Source organism: Nitrospira sp. KM1 (genome assembly GCF_011405515.1).
In the GTDB taxonomy this organism is placed as follows: Bacteria; Nitrospirota; Nitrospiria; order Nitrospirales; family Nitrospiraceae; genus Nitrospira_C.
Genome location: NZ_AP022671.1, coordinates 2,739,760 through 2,762,133, shown reverse-complemented (window position 1 = coordinate 2,762,133; position 22,374 = coordinate 2,739,760). Strand labels below are relative to the sequence as shown.

Genomic DNA, 22,374 nt, shown 5'->3' with positions numbered 1-22,374 from the left:
CCTTTTTGAACATCCTGTGAGCTCTTCCGACTCGATCAGCGATCATACCCGGGTTTGTGTTTTCCGGGGTCCAAAACAGTTTTTCAACGGCCTGCTAGAGACCTCGGATTGCCAGCAAAACATCCACGGCCGGCCGCTCTGAATATTTCAGGCTAATCGAGGGAGACGTGTTTTGAGCGGACCCAGACCATGCCGGTCTGCTCCTTGGAGTTAAACCCAAGCTTTTCGTAGAAGGCAGGACGGCGGGTACAGAGCCAGAAGAGTTCTACGCGCTTGAGGCGGGGATGATGAAGGATTCGTTGGACAAGATCGGTTCCGATGCCATGCCTTTGATGGGATTTGTCGACGATCACATCCCAGATGGTAGCACGATAGACAAAGTCCGTCAGCACACGGATGAATCCGATCAAATGATCGCCGTCCCACGCACACAATGCCATATCCGTGTGGCGCAGCATGTCCCGAACATCTTCGAGCGTCCGTTCCTTGGCCCAGGGTGCCTGATGAAACAGCTTGAGAAGTTGCTCCGGCTGAAGCTCTTTTTTTTCCGAGAACGTGACGACAGGCTTGAGGGCAGGCGCCATCTTGGACTACAGTAGCTCCTCTGGCGGTTCGATTGCCTTCCACACACGCGAGCGGGAGGTGAAGAAAAGAGCACGCCGCCGGTGGCCCTGACTTTTTGTAGATGAGTTGGAGTCGATTCCGGGTATCGTCTTGAACATCTTGCGCGCATAGTGTACGAGGAACGTTATGACAACGCAAGTCCGTAGCTGTCCCAAATGTTTCCAGCTGATGTGGCTCAAGCAGAATGAATACGAACCATTGGACGAAGCGACGATCCGTGCCAAGTGTCCGCACTGCGGGTCTACCGTACGGTTCAAGCTGGTGGCCGAAGGAGCAAACGCCACCGGGCCCAAGATGGGTCACTAGTGTTCTTTGTTTGCTCCGGCGTCTCCGGAACGTATACGCGGGATGCCGTAAGAATTCCGCCTCTTCAAGGATCAGCCCAGATCATATTCCCCTTCCGGCACCGTCCAATTCCGGTTTGTTTCCGGGAAGAATTTTGTGCAAGGCCTGACGATATTCCGTGATTCGCTTTTCGTCAGGTGCTCCGATAGCGATTTCCCTGTCCTGATGCATCCGTTCGATATGATCGAGTGCGGCCAGGAGCGGATGCACGGCCCCAAGTAGATTGCCGACTTCGAACGCTTCGAGGGATTCCACAAAAAACCCATTCAGCATCTTGTAGGCGGTCGTCCCGCTCATACCTCGAAACCGGGAAACCAGTTCTTCGTAATCCTCGATCGATTCGAGTTTCGGTTTCATACCTGTGGGCATGACCGCGAAATGAACAATATCAGGCAGCTTGGCCGCGAACAATTTCAGATGCGCGATGAATCCTCCTATGGCATCGAGGACGCTTCCCGTTTCCATAGCGTTATCTCCTATTACTCCTTTCGCGGCACTATGCTTCGGTGAGCCGCGGTGCGGAGCCGATCCGGGTCAATTGATGTATGACTTGGTCCATATCGGGAGGATTGGGCCGCACATATTCCTGACGCTCCCCGGTCATCGGATGTTGAAAACCCAAAGATCGCGCATGGAGCATGACTCTGGGAATCTCAATTCCTTCAACATAGCAAACCTTCCGTCCGCCGTAAGTGGGATCTCCCAATATAGGGTGTCCAAGAGACGATAAGTGTACGCGGAGCTGGTGAGTGCGGCCGGTCCGCGGATACAGCAGGACACGGGAAGCGGTTTTTCCAAACCGGTGATCGACCCGGTACTCCGTGACAGACTCCTTTGGACGTGTCGTGCGAGAGGAAAACTTCTTTCGTTCCTTATGGTCCCTGCCGATAGCCAGTTCGATCAGGCCATGTCCCTTTTTCGGGACGCCGAGGACCAACGCTTCATACACACGGGAAATCGTATGGTGCTTGAACTGCGCTGCCAAATGGCGGTGCGCCTGATCGGTCTTTGCTATGACCATCACTCCGGACGTTTCCTTATCGAGCCGGTGAACAAGGCCGGGGCGCTCTTTCCCGCCAATGGTCGAGACACTGCCTCCTGCGACTTGAAAATGATGGAGGAGGGCGTTCACGAGAGTCCCATTCCAATTACCTGGCGCCGGATGGACCACGATGCCCGAAGGCTTCTCCAGGACAAGCAATTGGTCGTCTTCAAAGAGGATCTCCAATGGAATCGCTTCTCCCTTGAGCTCGAGGGGCTCCGGCTTGGGCACGTCCATGGTGATCGTATCGCCTGGCTTGATCTTCTGGCTTGGCTTTACGGCAAGGCCGTTGATTCGGATCCTGCCCAGCTCAATGAGACGCTGGAGCGCGGAGCGTGAAATGTCTCGCTCACGGTTGACGAGGAAGACATCCAGCCGTTTGGGTTGCTCACCGGCGGTCACGACAAATTCTGTAATCATATGCGTAACGCGTCACTTCCGACTTGTTGCCGACGGTCCAGAATCCCGCGCATTGCCCGGGATGGAACGGGAAGGGTATGCTGGGTGAAGAACATTTTATTCATCAAAGGAGGTCCCCATGAAAGGGCTTGCTCTCTTGAGTTGCGTAGTGCTGATCGGTCTCGTTGTGACGGATCGTTTGAACGCGCGCAACCAACCCGGCATTGCCCCTGAGACCGTCACAGATTATATCCACGCAGTGATCGAAGCAGACAGAACTTTTTACACTATTCACGTCGTCGAACGACAGGAACAGAATGGAGGAGCACCTGCAGCAGAAAATTGGCGCTCCAAGAAAAATATTCTTCCGCTCCCGGCTCAATTCCTCCTGGAAGCCGGTAATCTCGCCGCCACAACGGGTTCGAAGGTGCGCTATCGCCTAATCAGCCAATGGCCGATCAATCCGCAGAATGGTCCTCAAGGGAGGCTTGAAGCAAATGGGCTATCCGCGGTGCGAGAGCATCCCGAACGATCGGTGACCGGTACGGTTACAATCGACAATCGTCTTTATTTTCAGGCTGTTTATGCCGATCGGGCAGTCAGCCGATCTTGCGTGGAATGCCATAATGCACACCCGAACAGTCAGAAAAAAGATTTCAAAATCGACGATGTGATGGACGGCCTGGTGATTGAAATCCCGTTGGATAATTGAGGCGGCTTACGAGGCGTGACGGCAGGAGTCTAAAGAGCAAGGATACAAGTAGGCGTTACGACCAGCGTTCCTGCAATCCGAGCACTATCGGACAGGTCTTACTGCGCGTTCAGCAATTTTCTTTCGGAGCCGGGCCTTCTCTAAACTGATCTCCGCGTCTCTTACCTCGGAGGGCAGCCCTCCGGCCTTTACCAATTGTTCTGCCTTCTCGACCGCGGCTTGGGCTCTGGCCACATCGATATCTTCCGCTTTCTCGGCGATTTCCGCCATGATAGTGACTTGCGTCGGGGTTACTTCGGCAAACCCCCAAAGCACAGCCATGTGATGCATGGCATTATCGATTCGGTAGCGCAGTTCACCGATCCTCAGCATCGACAGAAAATGGCAATGCCCCGGGAGGACTCCGAAATCGCCCTCTGATCCTGGCGCGATCACTTCATCGACCTGTTGACTCAGCAGCTGCTTATCCGGTGTGACGACTTCTAACAGAATTTTCCCAGGCATGTCCGACCCTACAGGTTGTCTTCGAACGACGATCTCTTCGAGGCCGAGCGACCGGCTAGACTTTGACGCCCAGCTTTTCCGCCTTCGCCACCGCTTCTTCGATTGGTCCCACCATGTAAAACGCCTGTTCCGGCAAGTGATCGTATTTGCCCTCGAGAATCTCCTTAAAACTGCGCACGGTGTCTTTCAGTTTCACGTATTTGCCAGGAGCTCCAGTAAAGGCTTCGGCCACGTGAAAGGGCTGAGACAGGAACCGTTGGATTTTTCTGGCACGGGCGACGACCATTTTGTCATCCTCGGAAAGTTCGTCCATACCAAGGATGGCGATAATATCTTGTAGATCTTTATACCGTTGCAACACGGACTGGACTCCGCGCGCAATCTTATAGTGCTCTTCACCGATGACTTGTGGGTCAAGAATTCGCGACGTGGAGTCCAACGGATCCACAGCCGGGTAAATACCCAACTCCGCCAATTGCCGTGACAAGACTGTAGTCGCATCCAGGTGCGCAAACGCCGTGGCCGGGGCAGGGTCTGTCAGGTCGTCGGCCGGAACGTAAATGGCCTGCACGGAAGTAATCGATCCTCGCTTGGTGGAAGTGATGCGCTCCTGCAACGCTCCCATTTCGGTAGAGAGGTTCGGCTGATAGCCCACGGCAGACGGCATACGACCGAGAAGGGCCGACACTTCAGATCCCGCCTGAGTAAATCTGAAGATATTATCCACGAAGAGCAGCACGTCCTGGTTTTCTTCATCCCTGAAGTATTCCGCCACAGTCAACCCGGTGAGGCCTACACGGAGCCTGGCTCCCGGAGGCTCATTCATCTGCCCATACACCAATGCGGCTTTGGATTTGGTGAAGTCGTTGGGATCGATAACCTTGGACTCCTGCATTTCGTGCCACAGGTCATTGCCTTCGCGGGTGCGTTCTCCGACACCGGCGAATACGGAAAATCCGCCGTGATGAAGGGCAATGTTATTGATCAGCTCCATGATAATGACGGTTTTTCCTACCCCTGCTCCGCCAAAGAGTCCGACTTTTCCACCTTTGCTATACGGCTCAAGGAGATCGACGACTTTGATGCCGGTCTCGAGAACCTCTGTTTTTGTCTCCTGATCCTCGAGTTTGGGGGCCGGCCGGTGAATCGGATACGTTTTTTTGGCCTTCAACGGGCCCTTTTCATCGACCGGTTCACCGAGGACGTTGATGAGGCGACCGAGCGTTTCGCGGCCAACGGGCACCGAGATCGCCGCACCCGTGTCCTGCACATCCATACCACGCGTCAATCCATCGGTAGTGGACATCGCGATCCCCCGGACCCGGTTCTCGCCAAGATGCGAGGCCACCTCGAGCGTGATCTTAACCGCCGGCTTTCCCGCAGCCTTATTCTCCTCCTGCGTCACTTTCAGCGCATTGTAGATATTGGGAAGGTGTCCCGGAGGAAATTCGACATCTACGACCGGTCCGATGACCTGAATGACTTTTCCAGTTGCTGTCGCCACGAGATGCTCCTTTCGGGAACGGATTCGGTTACTTGAGCGCTTCTGCGCCGCCGACGATGTCCATGAGTTCCTTGGTGATCGCCGCCTGCCTGGTCTTGTTGTAGTAGAGCGTCACCTTCTTGATCAACTGTCCGGCATTACGGGTCGCGCCGTCCATGGCAGCCATGCGGGCCCCGTGTTCGGCCGCAGCGGACTCCACTAGGATCCGGAACGCTTGCACTTGGAAATGCTTGGGAAGAAGGACCGTCAACAATTCCAGTTCTTCGGGTTCGTACAAATAACTTCCCCCGGTGACGGCCTCTGCTTGGGAGGAATCGAATTCGGCTGCCACATCAATGGGAAACAGCTTTTCGACGATCACCCGTTGCTGGATGGCGGATTTGAACTCGTTATACACCACGTATAATTCGTCAAAGGATCCATTCGTAAAATTCTCGACAAGGTCGTTGCCAATGTCCATCGCGTGTTCGAAGCTCAGCTTGTCGAAGATTCCCGTCCACTCTTGACGGATTGCCCACGTCCGCCGCCTGAAGTAATCGCGGCCTTTTCGTCCAACAATGCTCAGCGTGACTTGCAGTCCGCGTGCTTCGCATTGACGCACGAACTCCGACGTCTTTCGGATGATGTTCCCGTTGAATCCGCCGCACAGCCCACGGTCGCTCGTGACGACCAGAACTTCGACACGTCGCACTTCGCGCTTCTGCAGGAGGGAGTGGGACGAGCGGTTCACACGTCGGCTGAGATTGCTCAACACGGCGCGCATTTTGTGGGCATACGGCCGTGCGGCCAGAATGCGGTCCTGTGAGCGCTTGAGCTTCGCCGCCGCAACCATCTTCATGGCTTTGGTGATCTTCTGCGTATTTTTGAACGCCGCGATTTTCCGGCGTAACGATTGAAGGCTTGGCATGCGTCGGCTTCCGGAGTTACTTCGCTCCGAATCCCATTTTCTGCTTAAACGTGGAAATGATCTCTTTGAGCCGGCCGCCGATTTTATCGTCGATCTTTCCAATGCTCGTGATTTCCTTCTTCAATTCCGGATGGTGCTGCTGCACGTAATGCAGGAGATCCGCTTCGAACTGTTGAACTTTTTCGACCGGCACATCGTCCAGGAACCCGGAGACACCGGCATAGATCGACAACACCTGATCGGCAACCGGCATAGGTTTGTATTGCCCCTGTTTCAAAAGTTCAACCATGCGAACCCCGCGAGCCAACTGCATTTGAGTGGCTTTGTCGAGTTCGCTGCCGAACTGACTGAAAGCCGCCATCTCCCGATATTGGGCCAAATCCAGTCTGAGCGTGCCGGCAACCTGTTTCATCGTCTTGATCTGCGCTGATCCTCCGACACGTGATACCGACAGACCTACGTTAATGGCCGGGCGGATGCCGGAATAGAACAAATCGCTTCCGAGATAAATCTGCCCGTCGGTGATTGAGATGACGTTGGTCGGAATGTATGCCGAGACGTCGCCCGCCTGTGTTTCGATGATGGGAAGAGCCGTCAGGCTGCCGCCGCCCAGCTGGTCACTCAATTTTGCCGCGCGCTCCAGCAGACGGGAATGGAGGTAGAACACGTCGCCCGGATAGGCTTCTCGACCCGGTGGCCGCCGAAGCAAGAGCGAGAGCTGCCGGTAGGCCACAGCGTGCTTGGACAAGTCATCATAGACAATCAGCGCATGCTTTCCGTTGTCGCGGAAATATTCGCCGATTGCGGCGCCAGCAAACGGCGCCAGGAACTGCATCGGGGCTGCGTCGCTGGCCGTGGCCGAAACCACCATGCTGTATTCCATGGCGTGGTGTTCTTCCAAGGTCTTGACCACTCGGGCGACCGTCGAGCGTTTCTGTCCGATGGCGACGTAAATGCAGAAGACATTCAAGCCCTTCTGATTGATGATCGTATCGACTGCGATCGCGGTCTTTCCTGTCTGACGGTCTCCGATGATAAGCTCTCGCTGACCACGGCCAATCGGAATCATGGCATCAATAGCCTTGATCCCAGTCTGTAGAGGCTCCCGGACGGATTGACGTGTATTGACGCCCGGCGCAACGACCTCGATCCGTGACGAATGATCGGACTTGATCGGCCCTTTACCGTCAATTGGTTGGCCAATGGCGTTAACCACACGGCCCACCAATGCCTCGCCGACCGGAATCTCGGCGATGCGTCCGGTTCGCTTGACGGGGTCACCCTCCTTGATTCCAACGTCGTCACCCATCAACACCGCACCCACGTTGTCTTCTTCGAGGTTGAGCGCGATGCCGTAGAGACCGCCGGGAAACTCGAGCATTTCACCTGCCATTGCTCCGTCGAGGCCGTAGACCTTGGCAATGCCGTCTCCGACCTGGATGACGGAACCCGCCTCCTTGACGTCGACCTGCTTGTCAAAACCCTTGATTTTTTCTTTGATAATGGCGCTGATTTCTTCTGCCTTAATCTGCATGGCTACTCCTTAGTCCGTCAGTCTCGACAGGCATTGAAAGTCGATGGTTTTGACGAGAGAGCGATCTGCTCTGCTTCCTTGTTGCACCACCATATGGCGGGGCTAATCTCGCGTCAGGACAGCTCGCATGCTATTGAGTCTACCCCTGACCGTACTGTCCACGACGGTGCTGCCGATATGGATCTGAAGTCCGGCAAGCTGGCTGGGTTCGACATGAAACGTGACATCCACGTTTTGCTTTAACGTTTCTCGCAATCGAGCGGTGATCCGTTCCTGCTCAGTCTGAGGCAGAGAGGCGGTAGACAGGATCGTAACCTGCTGAGTTCCCTTCGATCGGTCGACCAGCTTCGAAAATTCCTGAGCAATCTCAGGAATGAATCCCACTCGATTCTTCTTGACGAGTTGCTGAATAAAGGCCTTGCAGGACGGAGGACAGCCAAGCCGTTCACCGAGTTCGATCAGGACGGCAATCTTTTCCCCCACCCCGAATGCTGGAGAGGCGACCACGTGGCGGAGAGAGGACGAATCTTTGAGAGCTTGTCCCAGCCCTTGAAGAGTGATTCGCGTCGCCTCAATCTGTGATTGTTCCAGAAGCTCAAAAAGAGCCTGGGCATACCGTCGCGCAACTGCTGTCTTAATCACTATTCCTTGTCCGCTCGTGAGTAGTATTTGAGACACACGGAATGCTTCCGTGCCGGAGCACGAAAATTGGCGCGCAAAACTAGCATTGGAAGAAGGGAAGTGTCAATACGGAGATGCCGCTGCAGCTCAGATCGGCTGGATGATTCCTCCGCCAAGCACCTCGTCCCCGCGATAGAACACCGCAGACTGACCGGGACTCAATGCACGTTGCGGGTGATGAAAATGAATTTGCATGCTGCCGTCACCAAGCGGCTCCGCTGTGGCCGTAGTTGAAGGAGTCGCATAGCGGACCTTGACTTCCACCTCGCATCGCCCGGTGCCCAGCGTCTCGTCAAAGAGGTTCAGATCATGGACGCGGCAGTTCCGGCTAAGCAGCCCTTCCTCGGTACCGAGTACAACTGTATTGGTCTGAGGTTCGACCTGTTGCACATAGAGGCGTTGCCCGGTTGCGACTCTTAATCCGCGCCTCTGGCCGGGAGTATAAAACGCAATCCCGTCGTGTTGCCCGAGGTACTGTCCATTCTTGTCCTTGAAGGCCCCAGGTTTTCTGGCTGATGGAAGTTCCGCCTCGATGAAAGTCCGATAATCTCCGTGGCTGACGAAACAGATTTCCTGACTTTCTTGCAATTCTTCTACAGGTAGTCCCAGGGATTCCGCCTCTGACCAAACTTCCCCTTTTTGCATGGCGCCGACGGGAAAGAGCAATCGCGGCAACCAGCTCGGATTCAACCGATAGAGAAAGTAACTCTGATCCTTCTTCCGATCGGCGGAACGTCTCAAGCGCAATCTGGGACCCGAATCGTCGATTTGGACATAATGACCGGTGGCTACATATGCAATCCCGCGTGCATCGGCAATCTCCAACAAACTACGGAGCTTGACTCGTTCATTGCATCGGACGCACGGGTTGGGAGTCGTCCCTGCGGCATAGGCGTGCAGAAAGTCCTGAATGACACCGCTGCGGAATTCTTCGCGTCGATCAATGACCTCGTGCGAGATCTTGAGCTTTTGGGCCACAAAGCGGGCAATCCCAACCTTGCAGCAGCCTCGCTCTTGCCACTTTTTTGAGGCTGCGACCGTTTCGTCCTCATGCTCCCAGACTTGCAATGTGACGCCTTGAACATCGTACCCGCGACGGACAAGGAGCGCCGCAGCCACTGAGCTGTCGACTCCGCCACTCATTCCAAGAAGCACCCGGGGCTTGGTCATGGGGACGCTATTGTACTGAGACAGGTGACAAAGGGCTAGAGGAAGCTGGGCAGGGAGAAGAGGCCCGCTTAAGAGGCAACAGGAATGACGTGCTCGTCAAGCCGGTGCATGCCCATGTCGCACATGCCATGGAAATGGGAACCCTCTTCGATGGCAATAAGAGGTGTGCTGATGTCTCCGACAAGGATTCCCGGTTTGAGAATCTGGATTTTTTCCGTCGCCGTGATGGTGCCATTGATCCTGCCGCTGTTCATGAGGACGGCAGCAGTCACCGACCCCTTGATGACCGCACTCTCCCCCACGATCAGCGTGCCTTTGGTATGGATTTCCCCTTCCACATGCCCATCAACCCGCACCGTCCCGTCAAAACTCATGACACCCTTAAACAGCACATCTTTCGCAAATAGCGTGATATTTTCGTTGTCGGTCTCGATCTGCGCATTTCGTTCTTTTAGCGCCCACATACGAATGCCTCCTTGTCGGCGAGATCGAGACCGGACATGGACCTACGTATTAACAACTAGGAAAATGCTCCGGACCATCAGCCCGCCCGCTTGGTACCGGGACCGGCGCCGCCGCCCCCAACTGAATGCAACGTCGTTCCCTGCGTTGTCTCCCGAACCTGACTCATCTCAAGACCGCCGTTGAACAATACGCCGTCCTCCATTGAAAGCATGGGCGTCTTCACGCTTCCATTCATGACGGCTGGTGCACGAAGCTTCACCCGATCTTTCGCGACTACGTCTCCTGTAACCTTCCCCTTGCAGACAATGGTGCCGGCGGTGATCTTGGCTTTGATGACGGCTTCCTCTCCGATCAGGAGGGTTCCCTCAGTATGGATCTCGCCATCAAGCGAGCCATCGATTCTCACCGTGCCGTTATAGGTGATGGTGCCTTTGAAATCGACTCCCTTTCCGACAAAGGCGCTGATATCCTCGTCACCTTCACGCACCGGAGAAGAACTGTTCACCATTTCATCCAAGTTCTGTTCGGAATCAGATCCGCGCTTATTGTCTTGCTTATCTTGTCCCCACATCGCACTCCTCCCTCATGATTGGTCAAATGGTTATTCCGAGGACATCTGCGACATGACGGCGAGGAGATCTGCTAGAAACAGTGCCATCAGTCCGATGAATTATCAACAAATATGCTTTTCTCCTCCTCATCATAATTTGTAGAGGACGCGGCCTACTGCAGAATGTTTTCCAGAATTCCGTCCAGTTCGTCGGGCGAAAAATAATGGATTACGATCCTGCCTCCTCGGCGTCCATTCTGAATGGTCACTTTGGTGCCAAACCGTTTTTGAAGCCGTCCCTCTACGTCGGACAGTGGAGATCGTCTGATCTCCCGACCGCGCCGTTTTCGATCCGGCACGGCCTGCTCGATGATTTTTTCCGTTTCCCTCACGGATAGGTTTTTGGAGACGACCAACTGAGCTACCCTGAGCTGCTCATCGGCGCTTGAAAGGCCAAGGATGACCTTCGCGTGTCCGGATGAAAGTTGATTTGTTTCTATCAACTGCTGGACGTCGACGGGTAGCTGTAACAATCGAACGAGGTTCGCTATCGAAGATCGATCGCACCCGACCCGCTTGGCGATCACATCCTGAGTCAATCCAAACTCCGTCATCATGCGGTGATACGCCTTGGCCATTTCCATCGGGTTGAGGTCCTCGCGTTGGAGATTCTCAACCAGGGCGAGAATGACAGACTCTTCATCCGCGCAATTTCGAACGACAGCTTGAATTGTTTCCAGTCCTGCATCTTTGGCCGCCCGCCATCGACGCTCCCCGGAAATCAACTCATAAATACCGTCTCCTTTACGTCGTACCAGAATGGGCTGCAACAACCCACTCTGCTTCAATGAAGATGTGAGTTCAGCAAGATCTTCCGGTGAGAAGGTGTGCCGAGGCTGAAAGCGATTGGGGACGATGGCATCGAGGCGGATGTGCTGAAGCTCGGAAGCCTCGGCTACTGACGCTGTCCTTGACGAGGGCAATAGCGCATCGAGTCCTCTACCCAGGGCCTTTTTCTCCATGACTCGAAAACTCCTTGGCTAGGGAGAGATAGGATTGCGCCCCGGCCGACGAAGCATTGTAGAGGAGAACCGGGCGCCCATAGCTCGGGGCTTCAGCCAATGTGACATTCCTTGGAATTGTGGCCTGATAAACACGGTCTCCAAAATGTTCACGAACCTGATCGGCAACTTGGCGTGCCAAAGTATTCCGAGCGTCGTACATTGTCAAGACGATTCCTTCGATTGTCAGGCCCGGATTCAACGCCTGTTGTATGCGCTCAATACTTCCAATAAGACGGCTCAACCCTTCCATCGCATAATACTCACATTGAACTGGGATCAGCACTGATCTGGCTGCCACTAGGGCATTCACTGTCAGAATACCGAGTGCTGGAGGGCAATCGATGAACACTGCATCGAACAATGAATCGACGTTTCGAAGGAAGTTTCGAAGGAGTTTTTCTCGCTCTTCCACGTTAACCAACTCAATTTCGGCACCTGCCAAATCATGGTTTGATGGCAATAAGGATAGCCCGGAAATTTCAGTCTGCCTTACGGCATCTTCAAATTTTATATACTTTATCAAACAGTTATACACTGTCATATCTAACGATCTAGGGTCAACTCCAAGGCCGCTGGTGGCGTTCCCCTGAGGATCCATATCAACCAAGAGAACTTTATTACCATGTACAGCAAGCGCCGCTGCCAAATTTACAGAAGTTGTGGTCTTGCCAACGCCGCCCTTTTGATTGGCAACTGCTACGATTCGCGCCATTGTCAGTCTTTCTCCATAATCGACGTTCCACGTGGAACACTGTCTTGATGTCGCAAGACTGATATGACTCTTTCCCCATATCCGAATGGCAAAGAAAAACTTGTTTCTGCTTCAACGGATAAAGATCCAGTTGAGGCTCGTTTCAACCTTTCCGTTCTATATAAAATGACCAGACCAGACTTATGGAGTATCGAAGATACGTGTTTCACAATTGGCTCGAATTTCAAAGCTCGAAATACAACGATGTCTCCGAGTTTATGATCAGGATTGGCTATGTAATCTTCAATATTTCCGACAAAAACAGAAACATTTGAGAGCTTAAGCGATCCTATGATCGAGGTAAGAAATGAGACTTTCTTACGATTGGGCTCAATCAACTCACAGGTCAGATCAGGTCTCACTATTTTTAACGGAATGGATGGAAATCCAGCCCCAGTGCCTATGTCTATAAGTACTGCGCCATGCTGAATTGATACTGATACAAGGGCAGTAAGTGAGTCCGTAAAGTGTTTAACTATTATTTCCTTGGAGTCCTCTATGGCCGTCAGGTTGATTGCCTTATTCCATAAAGTCAGATGCTCGAGATATTTGTAAAAACAGTATGCGTGTTCATCAGTGAGCACGACTCCAACTGCCTGTGCGGACCTTTTTACGCATTCTCGTATCTCTGACTGTTCCACGTGGAACAATTACGCGAATCGGAAGAAGAGGTCAAGGCGGTAGAAACGCTGCGGTTAGATGGGCACTGTCGGATGGAGATTACTTTTTTCGAGGCTGACGAGAAGAAGTGAAATGGCGGCTGGCGTCACCCCTGATATTCTTGATGCTTGACCAACAGACGCAGGCCTAACTTTATTAAGCTTGTCCCTGACCTCACGTGAGAAACCAGATATCTTGTCATATGAAAACCCTGCTGGGATTGGCTTTTCTTCAAACTTCTTAAAACGACCCACTTGTTGGAGCTGGCGTTTGATATAACCTTCGTATTTAATCTGAATTTCAATTTCCTCAATATTTTCCTTATCGTATATACGTTCAAGATCCAAACTATCGAGAAGTATTTCATAACTCACGTTCTGCCTGCGCAACAATTGGGCTACAGTACAGGGTCCTGTCGCATCTTTAATTTGTGAAGCTATCAAACGGCGCTTCACTTCTTCATTGATGCTCGGTCTTACTTGCCCAAGCCTTTCAACCTCAGAAGCGATCTGTTCTTGTTTGCGATGAAATCGTGTATACAGGTCGTCATCGATCAGACCCATATCACGACCAATCTGAGTCAATCGCAGGTCAGCGTTCCCATGACGCAGTAATAGCCGATATTCTGCTCTGGACGTGAACATTCGGTATGGTTCTCTTGCATCCTTTGTGATGAGATCGTCTATTAGCACCGCAATGTACGCTTGCGATCGATCGAGGACCAGAGAAGATCTTTCTTGAATCTGCAATGCCGCATTGATGCCTGCCATCAAACCCTGCGCAGCCGCTTCCTCGTAGCCGGACGTTCCGTTTATTTGACCGGCATGATACAGCCCTTTGACTAGCTTAGTCTCAAGGGTCGGGTGCAGCTGTCGAGGCGGGAAATAATCGTATTCGATTGCATATCCTGGCTTGAGTATCGCCGCCGTTTCCAACCCTGGAATTGTCCGTAGGATGCCAGCTTGAACGTCCACGGGAAGGCTCGTCGAAATACCGTTAGGATAAAATTCTCGAGTATCCAAACCTTCTGGTTCTATGAATACTTGATGCCGTTGCTTGTCGGCAAATCGAACAACTTTATCCTCAATAGACGGGCAGTACCTCGGGCCGACGGCATCAATGATTCCGCTATATAGTGGCGAGCGGTCGAGATTGCTTCTGATGATGTCGTGCGTAGCCTCGTTCGTATGGGTCAAAAAACAATCACGTTGAGGCATCCTGACCCTATCTGTTCGATAAGAAAAGGGTAGAGGTGGATCATCTCCAGGCTGTCGAAGCATAACAGAGAAATCGATTGTGTCACGATCTAACCGCGGAGGGGTACCGGTTTTTAGCCGGCCGATCTCGAAACCAAAATCCCGCATGCAGTCCGAAAGGTGTTCGGCTGAGGATTCACCGGCACGTCCGGCGGGAAAATGATTGAGTCCAATATGGATAAGTCCCCTAAGGAATGTACCCGATGTGAGGATCACGGCCCGCGCGTTGATCCGGTCGCCGCGATTCGTGACGACTCCAGTGACCCTTCCATCGCTGGAAAGCACCCGATCGACGGTTCCCTCGCCGATAGACAGCCCATACTGTTCAGAAAGCGTCTTCTGCATTGCTTCGCAATAGAGCCGCTTGTCACACTGGGCCCGCAAGGCTCTAACGGCCGGCCCCTTGCTCGTATTGATCAGCCGGAATTGAATGCCGGCTCGATCGGTATTTCTTGCCATTTCGCCGCCTAGAGCATCAATCTCCTTTACCAGATGCCCTTTGGCAATGCCCCCGATGGCAGGGTTACACGACATCTGGGCAATTCGGTCGCGCTCCATCGTCAAAAGCAGAGTTGTTGCTCCCATCCGTGCGGCTGCCAAAGCGGCTTCGCATCCCGCATGTCCCCCGCCCACTACGAGCACGTCAACGGACAGACTCATGTGTATTCCTTCACTCCCTATTTGCCGATGCAAAACTCGGCAAATATCTTTTCCAGGATCTCATCACTGGTTATCTCGCCCGTGATCTCTCCCAACGCATCGGCCGCTGTCTGCACGTCAAGCGCGATCAACTCTGCCGGCAACCCCATCAAAACCGAGTTTCCTGCATGATCCAGCGCACCGGCGGCTCGAAGCAGAGCCGTTTGATGGCGAATGTTCGTCACCATAACCCCTTCCGTTGCGTCTCCACCACCTGAAACCAACTGATTGTGCACCATGCCCCTGAGCCGATCGATACCTTCTCCTGTCACAGCGGAAACGTGACAAGTGTTCCAGCCCCTCGCACGGTTGGCAAAATCAGCCTGTGCGGGCAGATCGGACTTGCTCAGAACAACAATGTGCTTCCTACTCTGGACCTCATCTAGGAGACTCAGGTCTTCAGCGGTCGGACCCGTGCTCCCATCAATCACAAGAAGTTCGAGGTCCGCCTGCTCCCGCGCAAGACTTGTCCGGCGAATGCCCTCCTGCTCAACTGGATCGACCGATTCATGAATACCCGCCGTGTCTACGAGATGCACGCATAACCCCTGAATGTCGACGGCTTCCTCGATCACATCTCTCGTCGTCCCGGGAATCGCGGTGACGATCGCGCGATTTTCTTTGAGAAGGGCATTCAGCAGGCTGGATTTACCCACGTTTGGGCGACCCACGATGACTACGCGAGCCCCCTCTCGCATCATGCGCCCCTGCTGCGCCGTGTCCAGCAGGCGGCGAACGGTGGCTGAGGCCTGTTGAACTGAGGCGCTCAGTTCCTCTCGTCCGACAAATGCAATGTCTTCTTCCACAAAATCGATTCCCGCTTCAACATGTGCCAGAATGTTGACGAGGATGGCTCGGGTCACAGCCACCTGCTCCGCCAATTCTCCTCTTAGCTGACGTTGTGCCACAGACAGACTGGCAGCCGAATTCGCACGGATCGTATCAAGGACCGCTTCAGCTTGAGACAGATCCAACCGGCCGTGGAGAAATGCGCGCTTCGTAAATTCACCGGGCTCGGCAAGCCTTGCCCCGGCCTCCACGCATCCCTTGCAGACAAGCGACAATACGAGCCCGCCTCCATGCGATTGAATTTCAACGACATCTTCGCCTGTGAACGAGCGAGGAGACCGCATGTAGACAATCATCGCTTCATCAAGCACATCGGCCGCTTCCGTCTCCGCCTCAAGCGGGTGAGTACGACGCATGGAGCGCGGCAGCAGCACATCGGCCAAGTACATGAAATGGGACGTGATCGACTCGAGGGGTCGTCGGCATCGCAAGCGGACAAGACTGTCCGCAATGGCAAGGCAGCGAGGACCACTCAGACGAATGATTCCGACTCCACCCTGGCCTGCAGGAGTCGCAACTGCGCAGATTGTGTCTTCCAATCCTCCGCGCATGGCCATGTCAGAGATTACTTCGCTGGTTCAACCACCAATGGTTTGTTGGCAAAGAGCACGCGATCGGTAACGACCTGCTGGGTGATGGTCAGCACGTTGTTCGTCAGCCAATATAGGACCAGCCCTGCCGGAAAGTTGATAAACAAGAATGTCATGAAGGCCGGCAGCATCAACATGATCTTGGCCTGGGTGGGATCCATAGTAGTCGGAGTGATTTTCTGCTGGATGATCATGGTCGCACCCATGATAATCGGCAAAACGTAGTAGGGATCCTGCACTGACAGATCTGTAATCCAGCCCATGAAGGGGGCCTGCCTGAGATCGATCGTCATATACAGAATATTGAATAGGGCTACGAAAACAGGCATCTGGAGCACCATCGGCAAACAACCGCCGACGGGATTCACTTTGTAATCACGGTAAAGTTTGATCAGCTCCTTGTTCAACCGATCACGATCGTCCTTGAATTTCTCTTGCAGCGCCAACACCTTAGGTTGAATGCCCTGCATCTGTTTCATGGATTTATAGCTCTTGTACTGCAGGGGAACAAAAAGCAGTTTGATGAACATGGTCAAAACAATGATGGTCACACCATAGTTGTACGTGTACTCATTAATAAATCTCAGGACGTAAAAGATCGGTTTGGCGACCGCTTTCACGACGCTCCAGCTGCCGAAGACGAACCACCCGAAATCGATGGTGTCTTCCAGTCCGACATTGAGGGCACGTAGGGTATCGTATTCCTTGGGGCCGGCATACAGTTGGAGCCGGCTTGATATCCGCCCTCCAGACGCAGGCATCCGCACACCTGCGGACACCAGTTTATCGGCTTCTTTCTTGACGTGGACGGCCATTCCCCCGGCAGGCATCAGGACTGACATGAAATATTTGTCCTGGAGCGCCACCCATTGCACCGCTCCCTTTCGCTCGAGTTCGGAGTCCGGCGTTTCTTTTTCCACCTTTCCATCTACCAGCGATGCCGAACCGATCAGGCCGATGAACCCGTCACCCCATTCCACGATACCGAAATTCGTTCCGAGCACGACCTCGTAGGGATCGGTGACACCCGTAAGCGTAATTGCAACATCCACCACATAACTTCCCTGATGGAACGTGAGCACTTTTTCAGCGGCCAAACCCGTTCTGGCATCCTGGAATCGCAACGTCATATGCCCGACAGGATGGGAAGCGTCAAGGCTTGCGAAATCCGCATCGACCGAAAACATCCCTTCGTGCAATGCTTTCTCGGCCGTGCCATTCCCGGTGATGATGGAGAGCGGTCCCCTGAATTTTCCACCCTGATGGATTAATTGAACGGGCTCTTGTTCTTGAGAGCTGCTGCGATACTGTTTGAGCTCCCAGCTTGATATGACTCCTCCCCGCGACGAGACTCCGACCCTGACAAGATCGGTTTCAACCGTGACGACCTGCTCTGACAGCGGGGCCGTGCGCTCAGTGACGTCGTTCGAAGATGGCGCATCTCGCTTCACAGAGAGGTCGGGCCGAGGCTCTACCTTTCGTTCCGCATTTGCAGGATGGGCCTCCTCAGCTGTGGATCCAAGTTCGCTCTTGACGGGTTCCTCTTGAACGGTCGGCGATTGCGGCAGCAGTCCGAACTGTTTAAGGAGAAAGTCATACCCCAGGATCACAGCCAACGAAAGAACCAAAAAAATAACGACTCGTTTTTCCATCATCGTGATCCGCGCACACAGAAATTCTTCATCTGGCCTCTTTCACCGGATCGCATCCTCCGGGATGGAACGGATGGCATTTCAGCAGGCGACGGCAGGCATACCAGATTCCACGCCCCACCCCGAATCGCTCGATAGCCTCGCTCGCATATTCGGAACACGTAGGTTCAAACCGGCACGCTCGGCCAAGAAACGGTGAAATCAGGTATCGATAGCCGGCCAAGCCGTAGAGCAGTAGCGCACGCATTTAGCAGCATTCTCCGTGAATGATGATGCCATGCCGCCTTAGAGTGAAGCGCCATGTTTGGGCGAGCGCCTTGAAGGGAAGCGTCAATGCATCCCTCTTCGGAAAGACCACCAGCAAATGGCCGGAAACAAGCTCCGTGTGTATGTGTCGAACGAGTTCGCGGAAGAGACGTTTGGCTCTGTTCCGACGTACGGCCGTGCCGAACTTTCTGCCGACAATGATCGCCACACGCGTATTCCCATCACCGATTTTGCAGATGAGCATGTTGAAAACCGTGTTCGACACCCGCCGTCCATGTTGCTTGACGTATTCGATCTCGCGGCTGGTTCGAAGAAATAAATTCTTGTCTGCCCCGGTCCCTCGCAACGCCATGGCGATTAACTCATGCCTACGGGCCGAGGTCGACCACAACTACACCGCATCATGCTGGAAAAAAGACTTCCGATCAGGGAGATGCAAGGAGGGCAAGAATCCTCGCGAATGTCTGCGGTTCCGTGAATGGACCTAGACCGTCAAACGAGCGCGCCCTTTGGCCCGGCGGCGAGCCAGCACCTTTCGGCCGTTCTTGGTGCTCATACGTTTACGGAATCCATGCTCACGCTTCTTCTTGAGATTTGATGGCTGTTGAAAGGTAAACGACATACCCATAGCTCCTTGTCAGAACGTTACAAGCGAACGGGCATTATAGGGTTGAGGGTATTTCCTGTCAAACCGCAACGAGTCACAGCAAACGCAGTTTTACCTCATATAATCTTTCGAGACGAAGAAGTCACCTTTAGCTGGCCTAAGATATTGATAACGCTTTCATAATGTGACGCTTTTGTAGAGTTTTCTGTTTAACTGAGCTAAACTGCTACACAAGAAGAAGCAGCACTGCAGATCCCGTCAGCATATCTCATTGTTTCATTAATAGGCTCCGAGAATTTCCGGCAACCGATCCGGGCATCGTGTTTGCGAAGTCCAACAGTTGGGTGTGGAGCCTAATCGAACCTCGTTAGAAAGAATTCGGGAGGAACGCTTCATGAGACTCCAGTTGCGGCCATTATCTATTGTTGCCTTGGTACTGTGCGTCACTGCCTGCGCGCAACCGCCCACCGAGGACATCAATGCGGCCGATCAGGCCGTCAAGGAAGCGCAGCAGAGCGGGGCAGCCGCTTATTTACCAGACGAGAATGCGAAGCTTGAGGCAACCATGGCCGCCATCCAAAGGGAAGTCTCTGAGCAGCAAAGTAAATTCGCGCTTTTCCGTGATTACGGCAAGGTCGATCAGATGGCCGCCATAGCGAAGTCCGAGGCCTCGCGGGTGAAGACTGAGTCGGCCCGAATCATGGAAGATGCAAAAACTGCCGCCGTGCAGGCACATCATGATGCTCAAGATTCGGTCAATAGGACAATGGACCTTGTGATGAAAGCCCCAACGGGGAAGGATCGTGCGGCGCTCGAATCGATCAAAGCCGACGCGGATGCATTGAAAGCTTCGGCGAATGACGTTCAGATGATGATTGACAAGGGTGACTACCTGACAGCACAGACAAAGGCCAAAGCCGTAAGAGAGAAAAGCCAAGCGGTTTCGGCGGAAATCGAGTCGGCTCTGGCAAAAATTGGAAAAGTAAAGGCCTCTTCACCAAAACGGAAGGTGAAATAAGCCCTATCATTCATGAAATCTCTGCTGGTATCTCGAATGGGTCGTGCAGTTGTTCTGGGAGGCCTGGCTTATTCAGTCAGCCAGATCGGCTGTGTTCAAGTGGCTCCGCCCGAGGCGGTGGAGGCGGTCAAATCCATCGACAGAGATCTGGTCAATTTACGGGCGGTGGAATATTCTCCCGATGAGTATGCGCACTTCGTGGACAGATGGATCGTCCTCAAAGCCAGAGTGGATGCAGAAGACGACGCCATTCGCTGGCCATGGGAATCTAATGATGTCGGGGATGCGCTTCGCCTGCTTCATGAAGATGGTCAAGCCACCGTCGCCCGGATCAACATGCAGCGCGAATCCCTCAAACGATCAGCACTGGACCAACTCGCTCGCGTGGAGGATCGACATAATTTAACGACTCTCCAAATCCATGCAATTGACGGCCGCCTCATATTGGGTCGTAAACCGGTTGAAACCGATCTGCTTATCAAACAAGCTCGCAGTTTTCTACAGCAAGGACTGTATGGCCAATCTTTGGAAGCTGCTCGGCTCGCGTCCGAGAATCTTGTCTCGCAGGCAGCCCTCCTAAACCGCGAACTCGGCCGCTATGCCGACCGCGACCATATCGGCCAGTGGAAGGAAATGGCTCGGCACACCGTACACTGGTCCCGCACCCATCGGACGACGGCCATCGTCGTCAGCAAGGCCGATCGTCTGCTCACGCTGTACCGCAGCGGAGAGAAGGTGGCGACATATTCCATCCGCCTTGGTTACAACGGCATCAAGGAAAAGCGCTATCAGGGCGATGGGGCAACGCCGGAAGGTCTCTATCGCATCGCCGACAAACGCGGTCAGGGCCAGACTCAATTCTTTCGGGCGTTGGTGCTCGACTATCCGAATGGAGAAGACCGCCGACGCTTTCAGTCCAGCCGTAAAGCCGGTCGCGTCCCTTCGGCCCGATCGATCGGAGGACAAATCGAAATCCATGGTGGAGAGAACCGTCCCATGCAGCAAACGTTGGGCTGCGTGATGCTCGACAATCCACACATGGCGCTGCTCTTCAACCGCGTAGACAAGGGGACGCCGGTGACAATCGTGGGCGCTCTCCACGAGGAGAATTCTATTGCCAGGGCTCTGACGAATCTCGATGCCCCGGCTGGTCAGATTTGATCGGAATGCATCATGCGCACAAGCTCCGCACTCTTATCGTGTCTTATCGGCATAGTCCTCGTGTCCGGAACCCAAAGTACCGGATCGCCAACAACCGGCACATCACATGAGCGCGTAGTTGAATCCGACCCCTTGGAGTTGCGAACGCAACAAAAACGCTATCAATCGTTGACGAGACAACTGTCCCAATTGGCCCCTGCCCGCCCCTATATTCTTGTCGACACCGCGAGAAACCATCTGTACATCAAGCAACGGGATCGGGTGCTTCTCGATGCGCTCGCCTCCACCGGTAGTGGCGGTATCTTGGACAAGCCGGGGGAACGTGAAGGGCAATGGGTCTTTGATACACCTCGTGGAGAGTTTGTGGTTCAATCCAAGCTCGTCAATCCCGTCTGGGTCAAACCCGACTGGGCATTCGTGGAAGAGGGCCTCGAAATCCCCGCGCGGCAGGCCAATCGGATCGAACTCGGCGTTCTCGGTGAATATGCACTCGGTTTCGGAAAAGGTTATTTCATCCATGGCACCCTCTACACTCGCCTGCTCGGCAAAAACGTGACGCATGGCTGCATCAGATTAAACGATACGGACTTGAAAAGCGTCTATCAGTTGGCGCGCGTCGGAACCCCCATCATGATTTTCTGATCTGCGTCATGTCGGCGCAGCCCATGACGGCCTTCGTCCTACTTCTTGCCTTGCTTGGCGCCATCGCATCGGATGGCGGTGCCGCGGACTCGCCCTTCTCTCTCCCCGTAGACCCCGATGATCCTGCATCTCTGATCGAAACCAACCGAGTATTGGCCGAAGAGGTTCGGTTGGCGACAACAGCCCAGATGTATGTGCTGATCGATCTTAGGACGAATATGATCTTTCTGAGGGGGCGCGCCGTCGATCTCTATCGTATTCCAATTGTCCGCTGGTCGCTTGATCAGTCTGCTAGCCTGATTGGAATCTTTCGTTTATCCACACGCCCGTCTATCGACCGCCGCAAGATCGATCCAGCAGGTCCCATCGCTCAGGAACCGGTTTCGCTGGCAGATATGCCCGCTGAATATTCCTTACTTTTCCAACCGGCGCTGACAGTTGACATTGTGGCGTCCACTGCCGGCCGTCCGCTCTTGTGGTTGTGGCATCAGGCACAAATAGTTCGGCGGTGGGCTTACAAATGGTGGACGATCTTGTTGACCGGGCAAGATTTCCAAGAGAAGCCACGACTGGAACTCACGCTTTCAACTGTCGATGCCCAGTCGCTGGCATGGTCAGTCATCGATGGCACTCCGTTTCTGATCCGGAGAGCCGGAGACGAAGAAAAAGCGCACATTGCCTTTTGACGCTCGGCTCCATAAGATGATCGATATCCTCCCTT

Annotated in this window: 26 protein-coding genes; 6 read left to right on the top strand and 20 right to left on the bottom strand. The window is 53.7% G+C overall.

Features of this window, described 5'->3' with window-relative positions; all coding sequences use genetic code 11:
• Positions 1 to 152: 152 nt before the first annotated feature.
• The gene (locus W02_RS12910) at positions 153 to 584 is read right to left on the bottom strand and encodes a GNAT family N-acetyltransferase (protein WP_173048337.1); all 432 of its coding nucleotides are present in this window, start codon (positions 582 to 584) and stop codon (positions 153 to 155) included.
• A gap of 166 nt (positions 585 to 750) precedes the next feature.
• Between W02_RS12910 and W02_RS12905 the strand changes: the two genes are divergently transcribed.
• Positions 751 to 930 (top strand): hypothetical protein, encoded by a 180-nt coding sequence (locus tag W02_RS12905; protein WP_173048335.1) that lies wholly within the window; start codon positions 751 to 753, stop codon positions 928 to 930.
• 81 nt (positions 931 to 1,011) lie between these two features.
• On the opposite strand, the gene W02_RS12900 is transcribed toward W02_RS12905, so the two are convergent.
• Positions 1,012 to 1,434 (bottom strand): hypothetical protein, encoded by a 423-nt coding sequence (locus tag W02_RS12900; RefSeq protein WP_173048333.1) that lies wholly within the window; start codon positions 1,432 to 1,434, stop codon positions 1,012 to 1,014.
• A 31-nt stretch (positions 1,435 to 1,465) separates the two neighbouring features.
• Complete coding sequence (locus W02_RS12895; protein ID WP_173048331.1) at positions 1,466 to 2,431, bottom strand: RluA family pseudouridine synthase; 966 nt, start codon at positions 2,429 to 2,431, stop codon at positions 1,466 to 1,468.
• Between the two features lie 118 nt (positions 2,432 to 2,549).
• Here W02_RS12895 and W02_RS12890 point away from each other — a divergent pair, with 118 nt between their 5' ends.
• Complete coding sequence (locus W02_RS12890; RefSeq protein WP_173048329.1) at positions 2,550 to 3,122, top strand: DUF3365 domain-containing protein; 573 nt, start codon at positions 2,550 to 2,552, stop codon at positions 3,120 to 3,122.
• Positions 3,123 to 3,206: 84 nt separating this feature from the next.
• Here the strand turns inward: W02_RS12890 and W02_RS12885 are convergent, their stop codons facing one another.
• The 17 genes from W02_RS12885 to rpmH form a co-directional block, all read right to left on the bottom strand.
• Positions 3,207 to 3,626, bottom strand: coding sequence for a F0F1 ATP synthase subunit epsilon (locus tag W02_RS12885; protein WP_173048327.1), 420 nt, complete (start codon positions 3,624 to 3,626; stop codon positions 3,207 to 3,209).
• Between the two features lie 55 nt (positions 3,627 to 3,681).
• Positions 3,682 to 5,130: a F0F1 ATP synthase subunit beta gene (gene atpD / locus W02_RS12880; protein WP_173048325.1), complete on the bottom strand. Its 1,449-nt coding sequence runs from the start codon at positions 5,128 to 5,130 to the stop codon at positions 3,682 to 3,684.
• Positions 5,131 to 5,158: 28 nt separating this feature from the next.
• The gene (gene atpG / locus W02_RS12875; RefSeq protein WP_173048323.1) at positions 5,159 to 6,037 is read right to left on the bottom strand and encodes an ATP synthase F1 subunit gamma; all 879 of its coding nucleotides are present in this window, start codon (positions 6,035 to 6,037) and stop codon (positions 5,159 to 5,161) included.
• Positions 6,038 to 6,053: 16 nt separating this feature from the next.
• On the bottom strand, positions 6,054 to 7,571 hold the full coding sequence (gene atpA / locus W02_RS12870) for a F0F1 ATP synthase subunit alpha (protein WP_173048321.1): 1,518 nt from the start codon (positions 7,569 to 7,571) through the stop codon (positions 6,054 to 6,056).
• 102 nt (positions 7,572 to 7,673) lie between these two features.
• On the bottom strand, positions 7,674 to 8,213 hold the full coding sequence (atpH, locus tag W02_RS12865; protein ID WP_173048319.1) for an ATP synthase F1 subunit delta: 540 nt from the start codon (positions 8,211 to 8,213) through the stop codon (positions 7,674 to 7,676).
• A 126-nt stretch (positions 8,214 to 8,339) separates the two neighbouring features.
• The gene (gene mnmA, locus W02_RS12860; RefSeq protein ID WP_173048317.1) at positions 8,340 to 9,422 is read right to left on the bottom strand and encodes a tRNA 2-thiouridine(34) synthase MnmA; all 1,083 of its coding nucleotides are present in this window, start codon (positions 9,420 to 9,422) and stop codon (positions 8,340 to 8,342) included.
• A gap of 68 nt (positions 9,423 to 9,490) precedes the next feature.
• Positions 9,491 to 9,886, bottom strand: a complete 396-nt coding sequence (locus W02_RS12855; protein ID WP_173048315.1) for a polymer-forming cytoskeletal protein — start codon at positions 9,884 to 9,886, stop codon at positions 9,491 to 9,493.
• Positions 9,887 to 9,963: 77 nt separating this feature from the next.
• Complete coding sequence (locus W02_RS12850; protein WP_173048313.1) at positions 9,964 to 10,458, bottom strand: polymer-forming cytoskeletal protein; 495 nt, start codon at positions 10,456 to 10,458, stop codon at positions 9,964 to 9,966.
• Positions 10,459 to 10,610: 152 nt separating this feature from the next.
• On the bottom strand, positions 10,611 to 11,459 hold the full coding sequence (locus tag W02_RS12845; RefSeq protein ID WP_173048311.1) for a ParB/RepB/Spo0J family partition protein: 849 nt from the start codon (positions 11,457 to 11,459) through the stop codon (positions 10,611 to 10,613).
• A complete protein-coding gene (locus tag W02_RS12840) occupies positions 11,437 to 12,213 on the bottom strand; it encodes a ParA family protein (protein WP_173048309.1) in 777 nt (258 codons plus the stop codon). Before W02_RS12840 ends, W02_RS12845 begins: the two co-directional genes overlap by 23 nt.
• 2 nt (positions 12,214 to 12,215) lie before the next feature.
• Positions 12,216 to 12,893 carry a 16S rRNA (guanine(527)-N(7))-methyltransferase RsmG gene (gene rsmG, locus W02_RS12835; protein ID WP_173048307.1) on the bottom strand — a complete coding sequence of 226 codons (678 nt, stop codon included), beginning with the start codon at positions 12,891 to 12,893 and terminating at the stop codon, positions 12,216 to 12,218.
• A 54-nt stretch (positions 12,894 to 12,947) separates the two neighbouring features.
• Positions 12,948 to 14,828: a tRNA uridine-5-carboxymethylaminomethyl(34) synthesis enzyme MnmG gene (gene mnmG / locus W02_RS12830; protein ID WP_173048305.1), complete on the bottom strand. Its 1,881-nt coding sequence runs from the start codon at positions 14,826 to 14,828 to the stop codon at positions 12,948 to 12,950.
• A gap of 17 nt (positions 14,829 to 14,845) precedes the next feature.
• A complete protein-coding gene (gene mnmE, locus W02_RS12825) occupies positions 14,846 to 16,273 on the bottom strand; it encodes a tRNA uridine-5-carboxymethylaminomethyl(34) synthesis GTPase MnmE (RefSeq protein ID WP_173048303.1) in 1,428 nt (475 codons plus the stop codon).
• A gap of 8 nt (positions 16,274 to 16,281) precedes the next feature.
• On the bottom strand, positions 16,282 to 17,961 hold the full coding sequence (yidC, locus tag W02_RS12820) for a membrane protein insertase YidC (RefSeq protein WP_173048301.1): 1,680 nt from the start codon (positions 17,959 to 17,961) through the stop codon (positions 16,282 to 16,284).
• Positions 17,962 to 17,986: 25 nt separating this feature from the next.
• Positions 17,987 to 18,205, bottom strand: a complete 219-nt coding sequence (gene yidD, locus W02_RS12815) for a membrane protein insertion efficiency factor YidD (protein ID WP_173048299.1) — start codon at positions 18,203 to 18,205, stop codon at positions 17,987 to 17,989.
• Positions 18,206 to 18,577: a ribonuclease P protein component gene (rnpA, locus tag W02_RS12810; RefSeq protein WP_173048297.1), complete on the bottom strand. Its 372-nt coding sequence runs from the start codon at positions 18,575 to 18,577 to the stop codon at positions 18,206 to 18,208.
• Between the two features lie 132 nt (positions 18,578 to 18,709).
• Positions 18,710 to 18,847 (bottom strand): 50S ribosomal protein L34, encoded by a 138-nt coding sequence (gene rpmH / locus W02_RS12805; RefSeq protein WP_080886085.1) that lies wholly within the window; start codon positions 18,845 to 18,847, stop codon positions 18,710 to 18,712.
• Between the two features lie 379 nt (positions 18,848 to 19,226).
• Between rpmH and W02_RS12800 the strand changes: the two genes are divergently transcribed.
• The 4 genes from W02_RS12800 to W02_RS12785 are packed head-to-tail and all read left to right on the top strand — an operon-like array spanning position 19,227 to position 22,339.
• Positions 19,227 to 19,850: a hypothetical protein gene (locus W02_RS12800; protein WP_173048295.1), complete on the top strand. Its 624-nt coding sequence runs from the start codon at positions 19,227 to 19,229 to the stop codon at positions 19,848 to 19,850.
• Positions 19,851 to 19,862: 12 nt separating this feature from the next.
• Positions 19,863 to 21,011 carry a murein L,D-transpeptidase family protein gene (locus W02_RS12795; protein WP_173048294.1) on the top strand — a complete coding sequence of 383 codons (1,149 nt, stop codon included), beginning with the start codon at positions 19,863 to 19,865 and terminating at the stop codon, positions 21,009 to 21,011.
• A 12-nt stretch (positions 21,012 to 21,023) separates the two neighbouring features.
• On the top strand, positions 21,024 to 21,653 hold the full coding sequence (locus tag W02_RS12790) for a L,D-transpeptidase (RefSeq protein WP_173048292.1): 630 nt from the start codon (positions 21,024 to 21,026) through the stop codon (positions 21,651 to 21,653).
• A 23-nt stretch (positions 21,654 to 21,676) separates the two neighbouring features.
• Positions 21,677 to 22,339, top strand: coding sequence for a hypothetical protein (locus W02_RS12785; protein ID WP_173048290.1), 663 nt, complete (start codon positions 21,677 to 21,679; stop codon positions 22,337 to 22,339).
• The last annotated feature ends 35 nt before the right edge of the window (positions 22,340 to 22,374 follow it).

Excerpts from the sequence above, each read along its gene's own strand:
- W02_RS12900 (WP_173048333.1), bottom strand. The coding sequence starts at position 1,434 with ATGGAAACGGGAAGCGTCCTCGATGCCATAGGAGGATTCATCGCGCAT.
- W02_RS12890 (WP_173048329.1), top strand. The coding sequence starts at position 2,550 with ATGAAAGGGCTTGCTCTCTTGAGTTGCGTAGTGCTGATCGGTCTCGTT.
- mnmE (WP_173048303.1), bottom strand. The coding sequence starts at position 16,273 with ATGGCCATGCGCGGAGGATTGGAAGACACAATCTGCGCAGTTGCGACT.
- W02_RS12855 (WP_173048315.1), bottom strand. The coding sequence starts at position 9,886 with ATGTGGGCGCTAAAAGAACGAAATGCGCAGATCGAGACCGACAACGAA.
- yidD (WP_173048299.1), bottom strand. The coding sequence starts at position 18,205 with ATGCGTGCGCTACTGCTCTACGGCTTGGCCGGCTATCGATACCTGATT.
- W02_RS12795 (WP_173048294.1), top strand. The coding sequence starts at position 19,863 with ATGAAATCTCTGCTGGTATCTCGAATGGGTCGTGCAGTTGTTCTGGGA.
- W02_RS12790 (WP_173048292.1), top strand. The coding sequence starts at position 21,024 with ATGCGCACAAGCTCCGCACTCTTATCGTGTCTTATCGGCATAGTCCTC.
- W02_RS12905 (WP_173048335.1), top strand. The coding sequence starts at position 751 with ATGACAACGCAAGTCCGTAGCTGTCCCAAATGTTTCCAGCTGATGTGG.
- W02_RS12840 (WP_173048309.1), bottom strand. The coding sequence starts at position 12,213 with ATGGCGCGAATCGTAGCAGTTGCCAATCAAAAGGGCGGCGTTGGCAAG.
- yidC (WP_173048301.1), bottom strand. The coding sequence starts at position 17,961 with ATGATGGAAAAACGAGTCGTTATTTTTTTGGTTCTTTCGTTGGCTGTG.
- rnpA (WP_173048297.1), bottom strand. The coding sequence starts at position 18,577 with ATGGCGTTGCGAGGGACCGGGGCAGACAAGAATTTATTTCTTCGAACC.
- atpG (WP_173048323.1), bottom strand. The coding sequence starts at position 6,037 with ATGCCAAGCCTTCAATCGTTACGCCGGAAAATCGCGGCGTTCAAAAAT.
- W02_RS12910 (WP_173048337.1), bottom strand. The coding sequence starts at position 584 with ATGGCGCCTGCCCTCAAGCCTGTCGTCACGTTCTCGGAAAAAAAAGAG.
- W02_RS12895 (WP_173048331.1), bottom strand. The coding sequence starts at position 2,431 with ATGATTACAGAATTTGTCGTGACCGCCGGTGAGCAACCCAAACGGCTG.
- atpA (WP_173048321.1), bottom strand. The coding sequence starts at position 7,571 with ATGCAGATTAAGGCAGAAGAAATCAGCGCCATTATCAAAGAAAAAATC.
- W02_RS12850 (WP_173048313.1), bottom strand. The coding sequence starts at position 10,458 with ATGTGGGGACAAGATAAGCAAGACAATAAGCGCGGATCTGATTCCGAA.
- mnmA (WP_173048317.1), bottom strand. The coding sequence starts at position 9,422 with ATGACCAAGCCCCGGGTGCTTCTTGGAATGAGTGGCGGAGTCGACAGC.
- W02_RS12885 (WP_173048327.1), bottom strand. The coding sequence starts at position 3,626 with ATGCCTGGGAAAATTCTGTTAGAAGTCGTCACACCGGATAAGCAGCTG.
- mnmG (WP_173048305.1), bottom strand. The coding sequence starts at position 14,828 with ATGAGTCTGTCCGTTGACGTGCTCGTAGTGGGCGGGGGACATGCGGGA.
- W02_RS12785 (WP_173048290.1), top strand. The coding sequence starts at position 21,677 with ATGACGGCCTTCGTCCTACTTCTTGCCTTGCTTGGCGCCATCGCATCG.
- rpmH (WP_080886085.1), bottom strand. The coding sequence starts at position 18,847 with ATGTCGTTTACCTTTCAACAGCCATCAAATCTCAAGAAGAAGCGTGAG.
- W02_RS12845 (WP_173048311.1), bottom strand. The coding sequence starts at position 11,459 with ATGGAGAAAAAGGCCCTGGGTAGAGGACTCGATGCGCTATTGCCCTCG.
- W02_RS12800 (WP_173048295.1), top strand. The coding sequence starts at position 19,227 with ATGAGACTCCAGTTGCGGCCATTATCTATTGTTGCCTTGGTACTGTGC.